Origin of the sequence: Roseateles amylovorans (assembly GCF_025398155.2) — a bacterium.
Taxonomy (GTDB): domain Bacteria; phylum Pseudomonadota; class Gammaproteobacteria; order Burkholderiales; family Burkholderiaceae_C; genus Roseateles; species Roseateles amylovorans.
In genome coordinates this window covers 4365169-4382085 of the sequence record NZ_CP104562.2, presented here as the reverse complement: position 1 = coordinate 4382085, position 16917 = coordinate 4365169, and the positions used below count along the sequence as shown (strand labels likewise).

General features: G+C 66.7%; 19 protein-coding genes. 6 read left to right on the top strand and 13 right to left on the bottom strand.

Annotated elements, in window-relative coordinates:
• Window positions 1-44 precede the first annotated feature (44 nt).
• The 5 genes from N4261_RS18105 to cysC form a co-directional block, all read right to left on the bottom strand.
• Entirely contained in the window at window positions 45-458 is a 414-nt protein-coding gene (locus N4261_RS18105; RefSeq protein WP_261756674.1) for a carboxymuconolactone decarboxylase family protein, read from the bottom strand.
• Between the two features lie 56 nt (window positions 459-514).
• Complete coding sequence (locus N4261_RS18100; RefSeq protein WP_261756673.1) at window positions 515-1441, bottom strand: DMT family transporter; 927 nt, start codon at window positions 1439-1441, stop codon at window positions 515-517.
• A 142-nt stretch (window positions 1442-1583) separates the two neighbouring features.
• Entirely contained in the window at window positions 1584-3128 is a 1545-nt protein-coding gene (locus N4261_RS18095) for a methyl-accepting chemotaxis protein (protein WP_261756672.1), read from the bottom strand.
• A 177-nt stretch (window positions 3129-3305) separates the two neighbouring features.
• Window positions 3306-4376, bottom strand: coding sequence for a sulfotransferase family protein (locus tag N4261_RS18090; protein WP_261756671.1), 1071 nt, complete (start codon window positions 4374-4376; stop codon window positions 3306-3308).
• Between the two features lie 38 nt (window positions 4377-4414).
• Entirely contained in the window at window positions 4415-5122 is a 708-nt protein-coding gene (gene cysC / locus N4261_RS18085; RefSeq protein WP_261756670.1) for an adenylyl-sulfate kinase, read from the bottom strand.
• 33 nt (window positions 5123-5155) lie between these two features.
• On the opposite strand from cysC, the gene N4261_RS18080 reads away from it, so the two are divergent.
• The gene (locus N4261_RS18080) at window positions 5156-5890 is read left to right on the top strand and encodes a sulfite exporter TauE/SafE family protein (protein WP_261756669.1); all 735 of its coding nucleotides are present in this window, start codon (window positions 5156-5158) and stop codon (window positions 5888-5890) included.
• Window positions 5891-5968: 78 nt separating this feature from the next.
• Here the strand turns inward: N4261_RS18080 and N4261_RS18075 are convergent, their stop codons facing one another.
• A complete protein-coding gene (locus N4261_RS18075) occupies window positions 5969-6205 on the bottom strand; it encodes a hypothetical protein (protein WP_261756668.1) in 237 nt (78 codons plus the stop codon).
• A gap of 269 nt (window positions 6206-6474) precedes the next feature.
• Between N4261_RS18075 and N4261_RS18070 the strand changes: the two genes are divergently transcribed.
• Window positions 6475-7884, top strand: a complete 1410-nt coding sequence (locus N4261_RS18070) for an aminotransferase-like domain-containing protein (protein WP_261756667.1) — start codon at window positions 6475-6477, stop codon at window positions 7882-7884.
• Window positions 7885-7922: 38 nt separating this feature from the next.
• On the opposite strand, the gene N4261_RS18065 is transcribed toward N4261_RS18070, so the two are convergent.
• The 6 genes from N4261_RS18065 to N4261_RS18040 all read right to left on the bottom strand — a co-directional run bounded on the left by N4261_RS18065 (window position 7923) and on the right by N4261_RS18040 (window position 12053).
• Window positions 7923-8144 (bottom strand): hypothetical protein, encoded by a 222-nt coding sequence (locus N4261_RS18065; protein ID WP_261756666.1) that lies wholly within the window; start codon window positions 8142-8144, stop codon window positions 7923-7925.
• Between the two features lie 316 nt (window positions 8145-8460).
• A complete protein-coding gene (locus N4261_RS18060; RefSeq protein ID WP_261756665.1) occupies window positions 8461-9408 on the bottom strand; it encodes a CsgG/HfaB family protein in 948 nt (315 codons plus the stop codon).
• 74 nt (window positions 9409-9482) lie between these two features.
• Complete coding sequence (locus N4261_RS18055; protein ID WP_261756664.1) at window positions 9483-9881, bottom strand: hypothetical protein; 399 nt, start codon at window positions 9879-9881, stop codon at window positions 9483-9485.
• A gap of 301 nt (window positions 9882-10182) precedes the next feature.
• A complete protein-coding gene (locus N4261_RS18050) occupies window positions 10183-10449 on the bottom strand; it encodes a hypothetical protein (protein WP_261756663.1) in 267 nt (88 codons plus the stop codon).
• Between the two features lie 156 nt (window positions 10450-10605).
• A complete protein-coding gene (locus N4261_RS18045) occupies window positions 10606-11580 on the bottom strand; it encodes a DUF2145 domain-containing protein (protein WP_261756662.1) in 975 nt (324 codons plus the stop codon).
• The gene (locus N4261_RS18040) at window positions 11577-12053 is read right to left on the bottom strand and encodes a hypothetical protein (protein ID WP_261756661.1); all 477 of its coding nucleotides are present in this window, start codon (window positions 12051-12053) and stop codon (window positions 11577-11579) included. Before N4261_RS18040 ends, N4261_RS18045 begins: the two co-directional genes overlap by 4 nt.
• Window positions 12054-12387: 334 nt before the next feature.
• Here N4261_RS18040 and N4261_RS18035 point away from each other — a divergent pair, with 334 nt between their 5' ends.
• Complete coding sequence (locus N4261_RS18035) at window positions 12388-13989, top strand: methyl-accepting chemotaxis protein (protein ID WP_290428830.1); 1602 nt, start codon at window positions 12388-12390, stop codon at window positions 13987-13989.
• A gap of 43 nt (window positions 13990-14032) precedes the next feature.
• Here the strand turns inward: N4261_RS18035 and N4261_RS18030 are convergent, their stop codons facing one another.
• On the bottom strand, window positions 14033-14986 hold the full coding sequence (locus N4261_RS18030; protein ID WP_261756660.1) for a hypothetical protein: 954 nt from the start codon (window positions 14984-14986) through the stop codon (window positions 14033-14035).
• A 28-nt stretch (window positions 14987-15014) separates the two neighbouring features.
• On the opposite strand from N4261_RS18030, the gene N4261_RS18025 reads away from it, so the two are divergent.
• The 3 genes from N4261_RS18025 (at window position 15015) to N4261_RS18015 (ending at window position 16901) form a co-directional block, all read left to right on the top strand.
• Window positions 15015-15182, top strand: a complete 168-nt coding sequence (locus N4261_RS18025; protein ID WP_261756659.1) for a hypothetical protein — start codon at window positions 15015-15017, stop codon at window positions 15180-15182.
• Between the two features lie 77 nt (window positions 15183-15259).
• On the top strand, window positions 15260-16204 hold the full coding sequence (locus tag N4261_RS18020) for a MipA/OmpV family protein (protein WP_261756658.1): 945 nt from the start codon (window positions 15260-15262) through the stop codon (window positions 16202-16204).
• Between the two features lie 10 nt (window positions 16205-16214).
• On the top strand, window positions 16215-16901 hold the full coding sequence (locus tag N4261_RS18015) for a response regulator transcription factor (RefSeq protein WP_261756657.1): 687 nt from the start codon (window positions 16215-16217) through the stop codon (window positions 16899-16901).
• Window positions 16902-16917: the final 16 nt, after the last annotated feature.

Here is a 16917-nt window from a genome sequence, read left to right as displayed (position 1 = left end):
GAGTTGCCGGCGCTGTGCAGCGCACGACATGCGTGCGCGCTCCTTCAGGCTGCCGACGGCTGCGGCGGTGGCGTCTCATTGATCACCTCCAGCGCCACCTTGAAACTGTCCAAGGCCGCCGGCACGCCGCAGTAGACGCCCGCCTGCAGCAGCACCTCCTGGATCTCCGCCACCGTCACGCCGTTGTTCAGCGCGCCGCGCACATGCAGGCGCACCTCGTTCGGTCGGTTCAGGGCGGTCAGCATGGCCAGCACCAGCATGCTGCGGGTCTTGCGATCCAGGCCGGGACGAGACCAGACCTCGCCCCAGGCCCATTCGGTGGTCAGCTTCTGCATCGGCTTCATGAAGTCCTCGACCTCATGGACCGATTTGTCGACATACGCCGCCCCCAGCACCTCGCGGCGGATCGCCAGCCCTTTGGCGAATTGCGGCGTATCGAACTCTTCTGGCAGTGACATGTGGCTCTCCTGGTGAAGCCAGGCATTGTGCGACCCGCCTGTGGGCAACCGTTCGCTCAGCGTTTCGGTTGCCGCGCCAGCCACACGCCGATCGCGGTCAGCCCCATGCCGATGAGCGCCACCGCGTGCAGGGTCTCGTCGAACAAGGCCCAGGCGATCAACGCGGTGGTCGGCGGTGTGAGGTAGAACAGACTGGCCACATGCACCGCGCTGCCGCGTCGGATCAGCAGGTTCAACAGGCTGACCGCACCGAGGGACAGCACCAGCACCAGCCACGACAGCGCAAACACGAAATGCCCGGTCCAGCGCACCTGCATCTGTTCGGTCAGCGCGGCAGCGACGGTGGTGAGCACCAGGCAGGGGACGAACTGGATGATGGCGCCGGTCCGCAGGTCAAAGGACGGACAGAAGCGCTTCTGGTAGAGCGTGCCCGCAGTGATGCCCAGCAGGGCGATCACCGCCGGCAGCAGCATGGTGAGCAGCGCGCCGGTTTGCACCGATGCCATCTTCTGCGCCACCACCAGCCCCACGCCGATCAGCCCCAGCGCCAGGCCCGCCCACTGCACCGGCCGGATCTGTTCGCTGAGAAAGGCCCGCGCACCGAGCGCGGTCACCAGCGGCTGCAGGCCCACCACCAACGCCGTGATGCCCGCCGGCAAGCCATGGCTGATGGCGGTGAACACACCGCCGAGGTAGACGCCGTGCACCAGCAGGCCGGACACCGCGATGTGTCCCCAGGCCTTGCGGTCGCTGGGCCAGGGTGCCCGAAGCGCAGCGACCACCGCGCCCATCAACACCAGCACGGCGGCATACCGCCATGCCAGGAAGGTCAGCGGTTCGGCATCGGGCAATCCGAACTTCGCGCCGATGAAGCCGGTGCTCCAGAGCGCCACAAACAGCAAGGGGTAGAGCGTGTCGGCCGCGCTGGACGGCGGCGCCTGCGGCACAGGGGCCGAGGGGCTTCGGAGGCTGGAAGGGCGCATGGGCAGGTCGACGGCCGGCGATCGCCGCCGCGCGATGCGGAGGCGTGCGTCGAGGGGTCAAGGGTGGGCGGCGATCGTGGGCGGGGACTGCGGACGGTGACTGCGCCCCGCAGGGCGCCCGCGATCGGTGAGGCCCCGAGTGTCACACCTTGAACGAGGCGACCGCCGTCGCCAGCAATTTCGCCTGGTTTTCCAGGCTGCCGGCCGCTGCGGCGCTTTCCTCCACCAGGGCCGCGTTCTGCTGGGTCACCTGGTCCATCTGGGCGATGGCTTGATTGATCTGCTCGATGCCGCGGCTCTGCTCGACCGAGGCCCCGGAGATCTCGGTCACCAACTCATTGACGCGGCCGATCTGCACCACGATCTCTCGCATCGTGTCGCCGGCGGCGGACACTTCCTGGCCGCCGGATTCCACCGATGCCGCCGAGGCCGCGATCAGTGCCTTGATCTCACGGGCTGCCGTGGCGCTGCGTTGCGCCAGGCTGCGCACCTCGCTGGCGACCACGGCAAAGCCTCGACCGTTCTCTCCCGCCCGGGCCGCCTCCACGGCGGCATTCAGCGCGAGGATGTTGGTCTGGAAGGCAATGCCGTCGATCGTGCCGATGATGTCGCCGATGCGGCGGCTGCTTTCGGTGATCGCACCCATCGTGCCGACCACGCGGCCAACCACCTCGCCGCCACGCCGCGCGGTCTCGGCGGCGTCCGCAGCCAGCGAGGTGGCCATGCGGGCGCTGTCGGCAGTCTGGCGCACGGTGCCGGTGATCTCCTCCATCGAACTGGCGGTCTCTTCCAGGCTGCTGGCCTGTTCCTCGGTCCGGCTGGACAGGTCCAGATTGCCCGCGGCGATCTGGGTGGAGGCGGTGGTCACCGAGTCCACCCCGGTCCGCACATTCGTCACCAACCCGCGCAGGCTGTGCACCATGCGTTGCAGGCTGCGCTGCAGATCGCCGAGTTCATCGGTGCGGTCGGCCACCACGTCCTGGCTCAGGTCGCCGGAGGCCACGGCCTCCATGGATTGAAGTACTTCGCGGAGCGGATGGGTCACGGAACGCGTGGCGAGCACGCCGAAGGCGATGCCCGCCACGGCCCCGATGACGACCGCAGCAAGCAGCAGCTTCGTCGTGCGATCCACTGCCGCGGCAGCCTCCTCGCCGGAGGTCGTCATCAACTTCTCCTGCTGCTCGACCAATTTCTGCAGCGCGTCTGTGTAGGCCAGTTGGTGGGGGCGCAGCCGATTCAGCAGGTGTGCCTTCGCGCCGTCCATGTCCTCGCCGTTGATCAGCCGCGTGAACGTGTCCAGGCTTTCGCCATACGCCTTGCGGGCTTCGAGTGCTTGCGCCAGAAGCTTCTGCGCATCGGGATCTCGAATCGTGGGAACAAGCTCGTCGTAGAGCGTGGCGGCCTTCTGGCGTGACGTGGTGATGGTCGCCAATTGCTTCTGTCGCTCGGGACCGGTGTCGACCAGCAGCGCGTTGCGTGTATTGCGAGCCTGTTGATTCAGCTCGTCGAAGATTCGGCTGATGGATCGAACCTTGACATAGCGGTCATCCAGAATGTTGCCCAGCCGGTCGTCGATGCGGGTCAGACCGCTGTGCGAGACGGCCGCCATCAGCAGCATCAGCAACACCATCAAGCCAAACGCCGCGGCCAGTCGCCCGCCGATGCGGAGTTTCAGCAAACCGTTCATGAGTTCCTCCCTGGATTTTTCCGAACCGAACGGTTTTAGCAGCGCAGGCGCATGGCTGCATGCCTTGGGTTGCGGAGGCACGGGAAAAAGTCGCAGGGCAGGTGCAGACGCGGCATGAGCGTCTCGCGGGTCAGACGGGCGTGTCCCCCGAACCGAGTTCAGATCGGGACAGACCGATCACAGCAAGCCAGCCTCCAGCGATTGCCGGGTATGAGACAGATAGTCCGCGCGGAACCGGCGCAGCACATAGTCCCGGGGGTTGGTCTCTGACAGCTTGGCCCAGGCTTGTCGCCGTCCCCGCTCGGAGGTCTCGGCGCAGCGCGCGAGCGTCTGCGCGTCGGGCGCGGGCTTGGAGGCCGGCGTCATGCATTCGTAGCCATAGAAGGCCATGAGCGCCTGGGTCAGCGACTCGATGGTCTCGATCTCCTCCATGGACAGCTGCGCCTTGAACTTGTCGGTCATCGCGGGGAGCGGCGCATAGCAATTCGATTGCCAGAGATCGGACAGTTTCGAGAGTTGGCGTGCCTCGCTGGAGGCCGCCACGTCGAGCATCTCGGGCAGGAATTCGATGTCGATGAAGCTGCACACCCGACGCAGGACCTGCTCCTGGTTGGTGATGAAGTCCTCGAAGCGGATGGTGAGCACCCGATCCGGATGCGCCTGTGCGAGTGCCCGGCCCGCCTGATGGGCATTCAGCCAGCTGAGGGCGTTCAGCGTGGTGTCGAAATCGTGAATGATGGCCCGATTCATCGAGGCCACCTGAGCCCGCGGATCTCGCACCACATTGAGAAACCGCATCTGCGGAAACAGCGCCAATTGCTCCTCGGCATAGTGGATGCTGTCCAGCGACTTGTCCATGACCACGGTCGCGCCATGCCGCTGACCCGCCCGCAGCAGCAGCTCCCAGGCAATGCGGTGCACGCTGCGGGGTTGGTCCTTCAAGGCGTCGAAGATCTCCACCGGGTCGAACGCCATGTCCGCCCACTTCACCACCCCGGCGGCCTGCAAGCCCACCACATCCACCACCATTCGGAAATAGCGTCGGTCGTCGGTCAAGTCGCCATACAACGGGACCAACGGCATGAAGTCGACGATGTGCAGCGGATACGGCGAATAGAAATGCGGGTTGAGGTTGAGCCGCAGTCTCAGGGCATGGCTGCCGCAGCGTCTCAATGGCGTCATCAGCAACGGCAAAGGCATCGCCGACGGCAGTCGGTTGGAGACACCGTCATGTGGGGTCAGCGCCATCACACACCTCCCTTGATGTGTTGAACGACTTGGCAGGGTTATTGCAGGACGCCCGAGGTCCGAAGCAATGTCATCAATTCGTCTGCGGCCTGATCCAGGGTCATTCGCCCGGTGTCGATGCGCAAGGTGGGCGCTTCCGGTTCGTCATAAGGCGAGGTGATGCCGGTGAATTGCGGAATCAGGCCTGCTCGCGCTTTCAGATAGAGCCCTTTCGGGTCGCGTGATTCGCAGACCCCCACATCCGCGCTCATGTGCACTTCCAGAAAGCGGGAGTCGCCGATGATGGCGCGCGCCATGCACCGGTCTTCGCGGCTCGGCGAGATCAGGGCACTGAAGACAATCAGCCCCGCTTCATTCATCAATGAGGCGACTTCGGCGGTGCGGCGAATGTTCTCTCGCCGCTCGTGGGCGCTGAATCCGAGGTCACTGTTGAGGTGGTGCCGCAGGTTGTCGCCATCGAGCACATAGCTCAGGTGTCTCTGCGCCAGTAGGCGGCGCTCCATTTCATAGGCCAGGGTGGATTTGCCGGCGCCGCTCAGGCCGGTGAACCAGATCGTCGAGGGGCGCTGTCCCAGGAGGTGCGCTCGGTCGGGGGCTGCGACGCAGCCTCGGTGTTTGAAGATGTCTCTGCCGAACGAGACAGACGCTTCAAGCGCTGCGCGACTTTCACTGCCGTTTGGATGACCCATGACATCTGCCCCCCAGCCGTTATGAGTAAATTGTTGCGCGATATGAGGAAAGCGCAATACCCTGCCGCAGAGGGATGGCTGTGAAACGCGATGGATTACCTCTTATTCGGCCTTTGCGCCGGCGTGGCGGCCTATGTGCAGACGCTCACCGGCTTTGCCTTTGCGCTGGTGCTGCTCGGGCTGACGGCCTCGCTGCAGCTCGGGCCTGTGGGCTGCTCAGCGGATGCGGCCAGCTTGCTGGTGCTGTTGAATGTCGCGGCCTACCTGCGGCATCACCCGGTGACGCCCGCGTGGCGCGTGGTGCTGCCGGCGCTGCCCAGCAGTGCCATCGGCGTGGCCGCCGGCCTGCTGTTGTTGCACTGGTTGAGTGCACAGGCCGGTCGTCATCTGGCGGCGGCGCTGGGGGTGACCATCATGGTGTGTGCCGGCCTGATGCTGATTCCGCGCCGAGCGAAGGAAACGCCGTCTGGTCCGTTGGGCTATGCGGTGGCCGGCGCCTGTTCGGGGCTGCTGGGCGGGCTCTTCTCGGCGGCCGGGCCGCCGCTGGTGCTGCACATGTATCGACAGCCCTTGCCCGTGCAGGTGGTTCAGCAGTGCCTGATGCTGGCCACTGCCTTCAACAGCGCGTTGAGGCTGCTGATGGTGGCGGGCACCGGGCATCTGTCCACCGAGGCACTCTGGCTGGCTCTCGCGGCGGCGCCGATGGTGCTGATCGTCCATGCGGTGCATCGGCGCTATCCGCCGCCCCTGAATGCGCAGCATATTCGTCGATTGGCCGCGCTGCTGCTCGGCGGTGCGGGCCTCTTGCTGGCGCTGCGCGCCTGATGCCGGCATCGGCGAGCGGCTCGGCGCGTCGGCGCATCGGCACATCGACGATCTGCGCGGCGCCGTGCCTTCACCGCATCAGAAATTCAAGTCCAAGCCCAGCATCCTGCCCAGGCTGAAGGTCAAGAACAGCAGGCCCGCGAGCAACAGCACGAAGACGACGACCGCGACGCCCCCGGCGCGCAGGACCGCGCGCTGCTTCGCCGCCCCCTTGTGCTTTTTGCCTTGGTCGTAGTGCCACTTGACGGCGACGAACATGCCAATGCCCAGCACCAGTACCTTGAACACAATGAAGACTGCAGGAATCCATTCCATGATTTTCGACGCCTCTTGGCGATGACTTGACACGATCCATCGGGCGGGGCGAGACCCCCAGATTCCAGGCCCAGACGATCGCGTGGTCAACGGCTCGGCGCGCTCTCTTTCAGGTCAGCACTGTGCGCTCGGGGATGGAAGAAAAACAGATTCAGATCCTGGAAAAAACACCGGATCAGATGCGGAACAGAGCGGGCATTCTCCCTCGGCAGGCGGTTGCCCGTACAGTGCGCTCGGTCCACGCAACAGGGCCGATCAGCCGCCCCCTCATGAAGCGCTACGAAGTCCTTGCCGATGATCTGGCGGCGTCCATCGCCGCCGGCCAACTGCGCCCGGGAGACCGCCTGCCCTCGGTCCGCGAAGCGAGCAAGGACCGGGGTGTGAGCGCCTCGACCGTCTTCCAGGCCTACTACCTTCTGGAAGCGCGCGGCTTGATCGAGGCGCGGCCGCGATCGGGTTACTTCGTCAGCCAGGCGGCGGTGCCGCACCCCGAGCCTCACGCGTCGCAGCCGTTGGCCGAGGAAAGAAGCGTCGAGGTGTCCGAGTTGGTGTTCCAGGTGCTCGGCCTGTCGCGCAACCGGGCCGTCGTGCCGCTGGGTTCGGCATTCCCGAGTCCGACCCTGTTCCCGCTGGACAAACTGGCATTGGCGCTGGGCAAGGCGGCGCGCGGGCTCGACCCGTGGCGCACCGTCGAGGACCTCTCGCCGGGCAGCGCCGAACTGCGCCGCCAGATCGGTCTGCGCTACCTCGGTGCGGGATGCAAGGTCGACGCGGATGAGGTCGTCGTGACCAACGGCGCGATGGAAGCCCTGAACCTGTGCCTGGAGGCGGTCACCCAACCGGGAGACCTCGTCGCCATCGAGTCACCGACCTTCTATGGCGCGTTGCAGGCTCTGGAGCGGCGCGGGCTCAGGGCGGTCGAGGTCGCGACGCACGCGCGCACCGGCGTGGATGTGGCGGCGCTGGCGTCCATCGTCGAACGCCATCCCGTCAAGGCGTGCTGGCTGATGCCGAATTTTCAGAACCCGCTGGGCAGCCTCATGCCCGATGCGGCCAAGGCGGCGTTGGTGGCGCTGCTCGCCGAGCACCAGATTCCGCTGATCGAGGACGATGTCTACGGTGAGCTGTATTTCGGTCCCCGCCCGCGGCCGGCGAAGACCTGGGACCAAGCCGGCCTGGTGCTGCACTGCAGTTCCTTCTCGAAATCGCTGGCGCCGGGATTTCGCGTCGGCTGGGCTGCTGCGGGCCGCTTCGCGAGGGACGTCAGCCGTCGCAAGCTCATGAGTTCCCTGGCGACCCCGGTGCCGATGCAGGAGGGCTTGAGCGAGTACCTCCGACGGGGCGGCTACGACCGGCATCTGCGGCAGCTTCGGCAAGCACTGGTCACGAATCGTCAACTCGTGCTGAGGACCATTGCCAAGCGCTTTCCGCCAGGCACCCGTGTCACTCAGCCAGAGGGCGGCTATTTCGTCTGGGTCGAATTGCCCGCCGAGATCGACGCGCTGGAGCTGCACCGGGTGGCCCTGTCGCATGACATCGGCATTGCGCCGGGGCATCTGTTCTCAGCCGATCAACGCTTCACCCATCACCTGCGGCTCAATTTCGGGCATCCCGACCACACCCAGGTGGTGGAGGCGCTGGCGACCTTGGGCCAGATCGCCAAGGCGCTGGTGCGATAGGCCGGTGCTGGCCTCCGGCACGCTGAGCGTCGGGTCGATCAACGCTTGCGACCGCCCACCAACAGGAGCACCACGCCCACCGCGATCGCGCCTGCGCTGGCCCAGACGGGCACCTTCACCGTCTCCTTGTCCTTGACGGTGAACTCCAACGGTCCGAGCTTCACCTCGGAGCTGTCCTTGGTGTAGCTGAAGCTGGGATAGATCAAACCCGCGACACCGGCCGCAATGATCAGGACAGCAAGGAAGCGAAGGCCGGTCATCAGGATCTCCATGGCGCAACGGCCCCGGGACAGGGCCTGAACGATCGCGATTGAATCACAGCGTCGAACCGCCTGGCATCGGTGGCGGTCCGCATGTGCAAGGCGAGGAAACAGCGGCGATCAGGTTGTGGCGTCGGCTTCACCCGCCGCTGCGCCGCGCCCATCAGGGCGTTGCGATCCTCTGGACGACGCGGCGATGCGGGCTCGGAAAGCGCCGACATCGCCGGACCCGCCTCATCCCGCTGAGGCGCATCGGGCGATGTCGGTGATCCATCATGCGAGGGCCTGCGCGTTCGCAGCGGCCCCGCCGGCGCAATTACTTCGTGCCGGTCCCGGTGGCCGGCGTCGACTTGGTGGTCGTCTTCGGCTTGGCGGCGGCGGCCGGCTTCTTGGTGGGGGTGGCGGCCGGAGCGGCTTGCTGGTCGGCTTCCTTGGACGCTGCGGTCGATCCGCCGGACACGCCCAGGCGGCCACCGGTGCCCAGGCCACCCTTGACCTGTTGCGCCTTGTAGTTGCGCAGGGCCTTCACCATCTGGTTGAAGGAGTCCGCAAACGCCGCAGTGACGACCTTGCCCGCTGGGGTCTTGGCATAGGCACCGCCCGCGACCGCGCTGTTGCCGAACAGGCTGCCACCGAAGAAGCCGAAGTCGAAGTTCTTGCCGGTGCCTTCGGCGGCAGCGATCTGCACGCCCGAACGGTTGTCCACCAGCAGCAGCGTGGTCGAGGCTTCGTTCTGGCTCATGTTGGCCGCCACCGCCGTGATCAGGCCGATGGCGCCGGTCCCGATGCCGCCGCCCGCGCCGCCGGTCTTGCCGGCGAACTGGATCTCGGGGCTCATGGTGTAGTCCGCTGCCACGATCTGGCCCTGGCCGAAGTTGCTGCCCGCGCGGGTCTCACCAGACTGCATCAGCGCGCGCTCGCGCTCCATGTTGGCGAAGGCCTTGCCGCGTTCCACGATCACGAAGCAATTGCTTTGCTGAACCATCAGGCGCAGCACGGGCAGGGTCGAGCCGAGCTGGCGTTCGCGCATCTGCGACCACCACGGGGCTTGCGGATCCTCGAACATGGCCAGCGTGCCCAGCGTCTCGTCGCAGTGCTCGAGCTTGCTGTTCTGGTTTTCCGCCTGCGCACCGCCGGCCGCGCCGGACACGGTGCCCTTGTTCTCGCCCATGGTGGGCGCGGTGGCCAGGCAGCCGGCCAGCAGCAGCGGCGACAGCACCAGGGCGGACTTCAGCACGGAACGTGCGAGGGTAGTAGCAGGCATGGATTCCTCCGAAATTGTTCTGATGAACAGGCAAAGACGGCCCGGCTGCGCCGCAGTCGAACCGGAATTCAGGGTTAGGGTGCGGGAGTGGCCGGCGCAATGCCGTAATAGCCGCCGACGACTTGGGGATAGGGATTGCCGATCCAGACGCTGGTGCCGAAGACATCGGCACAGCCACCCCAGGCGACCTCCGACGACTGCACCGGGCCATTGCCCGATTGCGCATACACGGTGACCGTGCTGTCGGACGGGCCGATGCTGTAGCAGATCCGCGCCCACACCGGGCGGGGTGCGCCATTCAGCACCGAGGCGGACGACTCCACCGCACCATCGGACACCTTGGCCATCCACTTGGTGCCGTACGAGGGCCCCGGGTTGTAGGTGAACACATAGGGCACCTGGGCCACCGCATGCATGGACACGCTCATCGCTGCCATCCACAGACCCGAAGCCAACAGCCATTTGGCCTTCATCTCGTTTCCCTCTACGCGCTGCGTTGTGTTCCCAACCTGAAGAAGATCTTAGCGACGAGATACACACGCGAATAACGGAAGATACCGATCCCTACAGCGTGATGCGCCAACAATCACACGCAGATGCTGTTCCCGAAGATCGGTCGCCCGAAGGTCGATGCCGAGGTGCCCGTCCTGTGCGCCCGCTCTTTGAATGGCGCGCGTCACAAGTCCCGAAGGCTCCTCATGCATCCCTGGACGATGCCTGACCCGCCACGACTTCCGCGAGCCGCCGGCAGTGTGGTGTCGGCGCGTGGCCCGGTCAAATGACGTAAGCCACATTGCGGGGCGAATGTCGCGCCGCCCAGCCGACGCTGTCGCCGCCATCGGCGACGTACGCCGTGCGCTGAGGACAGTGTCCGCGGCGCTGTCCAACGCCATCGGCGCAGCGCAGGAGGTGCAGTGCAGGGCAGGGCAGGGCCGTGCGATGCGACACGATGCGATGCGACACGATGCGTTGCGACACGACACGATGCGACAAGGCGCAGTCCGCGTCATCGGTGCGGCAGGTCGTCGCGGCTTTTGCCACGCTGGCTGTGCGGGTCGTCGTCCTGTTGTTGTCCCCGTGCTTGTTTGTTGCTTCGCAGGTTGCCACCGAAGCGCCGCGGGCGCGCTCCCACCAACGGGGGAGGGGCCGCATGGTGGTGCCACCCCGCGAGGTCGTGGCGTCGAAGGCGCGGCGCGATCAGTCGCGCAGGGCGATGATCTGGTCCATTGCCCCGGGCATGCAGGAGGCGTCCAGCGGCTGCCACCCGCGGCGCACCACCAGGCGGTCGGCAGTGGCGCAAAGCTCCACCCGCTCGGCCTCGGGCGCGAGACGGTGTGCGAAGGCCTCGAGCGATGCGGGCGTCGACACCCGCATGCGCAGTGCGTAGAGGTCGTCGATCGGGTGATCGTCCAGATGCACCAGCGGCACGAACTGGGCCGCGAACATCAGGCTGTGCGAGGGGATGCGCACCGCCTCGGGTTCATAGCCCAAGGCCGACAGGCGCTGCTGCGCCGCGGGCCGGTCGTCGGGGGGCTCACCGCTCCAGGCGCTGGCCATGAGTTCGGCCACCCATTGGTTGCAGTTCTGGTAGCGGGTGCTGAAGGCATACGCGTTGGCGCTGTACTGCGGCGCCAGCAGTGCGAGCGCTCGGCGGTTGTCCAACGCCAAGGTGGCCAGTCGCTGCGCGGGCTCCGGCGGGAGCAACACCATCGACAGCCGAGTCGGCTCGATCTTGCCGGCGCTCATGAGGAAGCCGGTGAGGCCCTGGTCGAACAGACGGGGCCGTGACTCGTCACAGGCGTAGTAGAGCTGGCGCACCGACCACGCGCCATTGGCACTGTCGCGCAGTGCCAGTCCGGCATGGGAGTACCGGATGTTGAAGCGATCCAGGTCGGTGCCGGAGCGGGACACCAGCGCGGCTGCCGGTCCCGCCTGCTGCAACACCCGCTTGACCTCGGCCACCAGCCGCAGCTGGCGATCCTGGTCGATGGCGTTGAGGTCGGACGGGCGGTCGCAGAAGACCGCAGCGCCGGCATTCAGGCCGCTGAGCATGAGCCCGACGCCCACGAGCAGACCCAGCGCCCGCCGGCCCTGTCGGCGCTTTCCCTCGGTCGATCGGCGACGCGGTTCGTCGATGCAGGACGCGGCAGCGGCGTCCGCTCGCAGGCTCACAAGGTCACCGGATGCGACTGCAGTTCGCGGTGCCAGTCGTCGTTCAGCACCAGGAAGAAGGGCTCGCGGTTTTCCGCGCGGGCGAACTCGAAGCCGTAGTCGCGCTGCGCGGCCATCACCTTGTCGCCGGCATGAAGCGGACGGCCACCCATCGCGCGGCTGGGCACCAGCAGATAGAACTCGGCTGCGACCATCGGGTCGGTCGACCGCAGTTGCAGCCGCGTGGTGTCCGGGCGGCCCTGGGCGGGCGCGGCAGCGATCACCTGGTATTCGCCCTGGGCGACCTTCTTGTCCTTGCTGGAGCTGTTGCTGGAGTTCTCCAACGAATCGGACACGCTCCCCGACGAGGCCGATCCGGCGCTGGAGGCTGAAGAGGCAATGCTCTCGGCACCTGCCGGCAGGCACAGTGCGGCGAGCGACGTCGCGAGGGAAGCGGAGAGCAGCAGCGAGGCGAAGCGAGGGGTGTTGCGCATGAAGGCACCAGGGCGGAGGTGATCGAAGGACATTGGTGTCGAAAGAAGTTCAGGCGGCGGGTCACCGACCGCCCCGTCAACGGGATCCCGTGGAGGGTCGATGTCGCCGGGAGCAAGCGTATATCAGCCGGATGGCGCCTGTCGGGAACAAAGTGTGAAGCGGTCGGTGGTCGAGGCCTGCCACGGGGCCGGATCGCCGCAATGCCAGGCCATGGATTCGAATTTCTGCGCACTTTGACCGGTCCGTCGCTGCATGCAGTGATGGCGCGGTTCACACCCCCGTGCCAAGATGACCGTACGCCGCCCGTTAGGGCGAACGCAAAAGGAGCATCGCATGTCGGGTCCATCCGCCTTCACCGCTTCAATGTCTGGCGCGTCGCTGTCGCCTCCCGCCGCCTCCGGGGGGCAGTCCATCGCCAGGCGACTGCTCCTGGTGCAGGCGTTGGTGCTGTTGATCGCCTTGATCGGTTCGGCGCTCGGGTACTGGGGATTGCGTCGGGTGGCGGCCGAGACCGAGGACATGTATCGCAGTTCGCTGGTGACCGAACGCACGGCCGCCGACTGGTATCGCAACGTCTTCAATGGCGCCACACGCACGACCGCCATCGCGGCGAGCAATGATCCCACCCTGGCGACCTTCTTCAGTGCGCAGGCCACCGAGGCCACCCGCATCTCCACCGAGTTGCAGCAAAGGCTCGACAAGCTGCTCACCACACCGCAGGAGCGTGCCAGCTACGACAAGGTCGTCGAGCTGCGAAAGACCTTCATCAACCTGCGCGACACCATCACGGCGCTCAAGAAGAGTGGCGAGACCGACAAGGCCAAGCAACTGTTCGAGCAGCAGTTCCAAGCCGCCTCCACGGCTTACCTGGACGGCATCCGCGACATCGTCCAGCAGCAACGCGACCAGTTGGATGCGGCCATGCTGGCGGTGGTGGAGACCAACAGCCGGGCCCGCATCGCCCTGGTGGTGTTCGGCGTGTTCTCGCTGCTGACCGGCGGGGCGCTGGCCGTGTGGCTGAGCCGGTCCATCACCCGACCGCTGCATGAAGCCGCACTGGTGGCCGATGCGATTGCGAACTTCGACCTGAGCCGTCAGATCCGGGTGGTCGGCAATGATGAGACCGGCCAACTGCTGCGCGCGCTGCAGAAGATGCAGGCCTCCTTGCAGCGCCTGATCGGCGAGGTCCGGGGCTCCACCGACAGCATCACCACCGCCAGCGCCGAGATCGCCTCGGGCAACATGGACCTCTCGGCCCGCACCGAGCAGACCGCCTCCAACCTGGAGGAAGCCGCCGCCTCGCTGACCGAGCTCACCGGCACCGTGCGGCAGACCGCAGACGCGGCCACCACCGCCAACCAGCTGGTCAGCTCGGCCGCCACCAACGCGCAGCGCGGCGGTGAGGTGATGGGTCAAGTGGTATCGACCATGGGTGACATCAGCGACAGTTCGCGCAAGATCGGCGACATCATCGGTGTGATCGACGGCATTGCCTTCCAGACCAACATCCTGGCGCTGAATGCGGCGGTGGAGGCTGCACGGGCGGGCGAGCAGGGCCGAGGGTTCGCGGTGGTGGCCAGCGAGGTGCGCTCGCTCGCGCAGCGAAGCGCCGAGGCGGCCAAGCAGATCAAGACGCTGATTGCCGCCAGCGTGGAGCGGGTGGAGTCCGGCTCCCGGCTGGTGCAGGACGCCGGCACCACGATGACCGACATCGTCACCAGTGTGCAGCGGGTCACCGACATCATTGCCGAGATCAGTGCCGCCTCCCGCGAGCAGAGCGAGGGCATCGACCAGGTGAATGCGGCCGTCGGGCACCTCGATCAGATGACGCAGCAGAACGCCGCGCTGGTGGAGGAGGCTGCTTCCGCGGCGGAGAGCCTCAAGGATCAGTCCAAGCGGCTGTCGACCGCGATCGCCATCTTCCGACTGGGATGAGCGGTCCGCGTCGACAGTGGGAGGCGGGCCTCCGCGACCTCCGTCAAGGTTCCTGCAGCGTGAACAGTGAGAACACGGTTTCAGGAAGCAGGTCGAAGTTCCATGACTCCCGCAATTGCGGATCCTCGATCACGATCACGTGGCCCTGAGCGACCTCCCGCGTTCTGGCCACGACAAAATGAGCGGGAAAGTGCACGATGGCTGTCGAGAAGCCTTCTTGGCAAGCGACGACCAGTTGGTTGCGCAAGCCCCCGTTGTCGAGTCCGTTCATGATGTTGGACATCGGGACGCCGACCTGGCTGAGGGCGACCTGCATCTTTTCGAGGTCCAGGCCGTCGGCGAGCCTGCCCGAGCTGAGACCGGCTTCGGTCAGCCATTCAAAGATCTGGTTCGCGTTGCCGAGATGCAGGACGCTCGCCAGGACGCAATAGCCGCAGTTGTTCGTGTATGCGGAAGGATTCAGATCGTCTTCGCCCTCATCCCGCATGTGGGTTTTCGCAGTCAGGGCGCGCCCTCCCTGCGTGCGTCCGTTGATCTGTTCGCGCATCGCGGCGATCTCGCTGGCCGTGACCTGGACCTGCCGGCTGAACCCGGCCACGCTGTAGCTCATGGGCACCTCCAGGGTTTCCGGCTGGTCGCCGGTGAAGGTGATGCCCTCCTGATCCACGAAATTGACGACGGCCATGGAGAACACGAGAGGGAAGTCGGTGACGGGCTGTTGCTCAGCCTCGAAATCGTTCCAACGGCTCGACGTCGAGAGCCGCATCCGCTGCACCGGCGCCGCAGATCCTGCTGATGCCTCGGCATGCTGGTCGGCCAGGTCCTGCATCCGCCGCAGCTGCCGTGCCTGGTTGCTGTGGTCCGCCAGGGCCTGTGCGACGAGTTGGGCCGGGCGGCCCGGCTGGCTGGCCGCATCCGAGCCCGGCCTGAGGGGAGAACGGGTGCCGACGTGATCTGGCTGGCGTTGGCGTGGTGCGCGCGCGCGGGGACGGGTCATGTGAGCTTGAGCCCGTTGGACGGTGGACATGAGCGTCGGCACGGACGGCGCGGCGCTGCCGCGCCTCACGTTCGGCTTCGGCCCCGCAGCGCGGTCATCCGTCCGGAGGCAGGTCGATTCGAAGCGCGCAATCTATCGACCGCCCGGCCTGCGCGCCATCCGCCCACGGCGGATTCTGGTGCTTCCAAAAATCTGAGAAGCCGGCCTGACGGGTAAGACTTCGGTAAGACCGGCGGCTCGACCATGCGGCTCCCATCCACTGCCGGAATCACCGTGACTGCGACCTCTCCTTCTTCCCTGCGGGCTTCGCCCTTGGTTTCACCCTTGGTGCCCGCCGACTGCCGTGCCGTCTCTGCGCCTTCCGGCCAAGGGGCGCTGCCGTCCCGGCGTTCAGCGCCTGCGTCTGCATCGCCGCTGGGCGCGCTGACGCCCTGGTTCGCCACGGCGGCCCTGGTGGCCGGTGCGGCGTTCTCCGGCGTGGCGCATGCGCAAGGCCAGCCGCGCGAAGCCGCCCAGGCCGCTGACGAGGGCGGATCGGGCTGGGCGCTCGGACTGGGCGTGGGCCTGCGCCAGCAGCCCTATGCCGGCGCCGAGCGCAAAACCAATGTGCTGCCGCTGGTGTATTACGAGAACCGCTGGGTGCGGGTGGCGGGCGGCACGGCCGATCTCAAGCTCTTGCGCCATGCCTTCACCCCGACGCAGCAGCTCAGCGCGGGCCTGCGCCTGAAGTACGACATGGACGGCTACGAGGCCAGCGACTCCCCGCGTCTGGCCGGCATGGACGAGCGCAAGGGCGGCTTCTGGGGTGGCGCGGGTGCGACCTGGCGCAACCCGATCGCGCAGGTCAGTGCGGACTGGATGGCCGACCTGTCGGGCAACAGCAAGGGCCAGAAGCTGCAGTTGCAGGTCGAGCGACGCTTTGCGCTGGGCGGCGTGGGCGTGACGCCGCGCGTGGCCGCGCAATGGCTGGACAAGAAGTATGTCGACTACTACTTCGGCGTGCGCGCGCATGAGGCGCTGGCCGATCGACCGGTCTACCTCGGCAAGGCCGCCACCACGCTGGAAGGCGGCCTGCGCATGGACTACGCGCTCAGCGGCCGCCATCAGGTGTTCCTGGACCTGAGCGTCACCGGCCTGCCCAACGAGATCAAGGACAGCCCCCTGGTCGATCGCAGCAGCCTCTCGCGCGTGGCGGTGGGCTATCTCTACCGCTTCTAAACTCGCGGCCATGAACCGCATCGCCCTGGTCGAGGACCATGCGCGGCTGGCCGAACTCGTTCGCCAGGCGCTGCAGGCCGCCGGCATCCCCACGGATGTCTTTCCGTCACTGGAGGCGGCCTGGCGGGCGCTGCGGGACATGGACTATGCGGCCATGGTCGTCGACCGAGGCCTGCCCGATGGCGACGGCCTGGCCCTGGTCAAGCGGCTGCGCGCCGCCGGCCTGGCCACGCCCTGCCTGATGCTGACCGCCCGCGATGCTCTGCATGACCGGGTGGAAGGCCTGGAGGCCGGCGCCGACGACTACCTCACCAAGCCCTTTCCGATGGAGGAACTGGTGGCGCGGGTGCGGGCGCTGATGCGCCGGCCCGCCGGCCTGCGGGCCGAGTCGCCCGGCTACGGCGACATTCGGCTGCATCCGGATCAGGGCCTGCTCGCCTGCCAGACCGACACCGTCACCCTGGCGCCCGCCGAACTGCAGATCCTGCTGAGCCTGGTTCGCCACGAGGGCCGCACCGTGCGCCGCGGTGCGTTGGAGGCGGCCGCCTGGGGTTTGTCGGAGGCGGTGACGCCCAATGCCCTGGATGTGGCGCTGCACCGGCTGCGGCGCAAGCTGCTGGCGGTGGGCTCGGTCCTTCAGATCGTCAACATCAGGAGCCATGGTTATGCGCTGCGTGAAGACCCGGTGGCCCTGTAGCCTGCGAGCCCGCTTG

Bases quoted from the DNA above. Each gene is read 5' to 3' on its own strand.
- N4261_RS18080 (WP_261756669.1), top strand. From the start codon at position 5,156: ATGGATTACCTCTTATTCGGCCTTTGCGCCGGCGTGGCGGCCTATGTG.
- N4261_RS18100 (WP_261756673.1), bottom strand. From the start codon at position 1,441: ATGCGCCCTTCCAGCCTCCGAAGCCCCTCGGCCCCTGTGCCGCAGGCG.
- N4261_RS18055 (WP_261756664.1), bottom strand. From the start codon at position 9,881: ATGAAGGCCAAATGGCTGTTGGCTTCGGGTCTGTGGATGGCAGCGATG.
- N4261_RS18090 (WP_261756671.1), bottom strand. From the start codon at position 4,376: ATGGCGCTGACCCCACATGACGGTGTCTCCAACCGACTGCCGTCGGCG.
- N4261_RS18035 (WP_290428830.1), top strand. From the start codon at position 12,388: ATGTCGGGTCCATCCGCCTTCACCGCTTCAATGTCTGGCGCGTCGCTG.
- N4261_RS18015 (WP_261756657.1), top strand. From the start codon at position 16,215: ATGAACCGCATCGCCCTGGTCGAGGACCATGCGCGGCTGGCCGAACTC.
- N4261_RS18070 (WP_261756667.1), top strand. From the start codon at position 6,475: ATGAAGCGCTACGAAGTCCTTGCCGATGATCTGGCGGCGTCCATCGCC.
- N4261_RS18065 (WP_261756666.1), bottom strand. From the start codon at position 8,144: ATGACCGGCCTTCGCTTCCTTGCTGTCCTGATCATTGCGGCCGGTGTC.
- N4261_RS18040 (WP_261756661.1), bottom strand. From the start codon at position 12,053: ATGCGCAACACCCCTCGCTTCGCCTCGCTGCTGCTCTCCGCTTCCCTC.
- N4261_RS18060 (WP_261756665.1), bottom strand. From the start codon at position 9,408: ATGCCTGCTACTACCCTCGCACGTTCCGTGCTGAAGTCCGCCCTGGTG.
- N4261_RS18095 (WP_261756672.1), bottom strand. From the start codon at position 3,128: ATGAACGGTTTGCTGAAACTCCGCATCGGCGGGCGACTGGCCGCGGCG.
- N4261_RS18025 (WP_261756659.1), top strand. From the start codon at position 15,015: ATGAGCGTCGGCACGGACGGCGCGGCGCTGCCGCGCCTCACGTTCGGC.
- N4261_RS18105 (WP_261756674.1), bottom strand. From the start codon at position 458: ATGTCACTGCCAGAAGAGTTCGATACGCCGCAATTCGCCAAAGGGCTG.
- N4261_RS18075 (WP_261756668.1), bottom strand. From the start codon at position 6,205: ATGGAATGGATTCCTGCAGTCTTCATTGTGTTCAAGGTACTGGTGCTG.
- N4261_RS18030 (WP_261756660.1), bottom strand. From the start codon at position 14,986: ATGACCCGTCCCCGCGCGCGCGCACCACGCCAACGCCAGCCAGATCAC.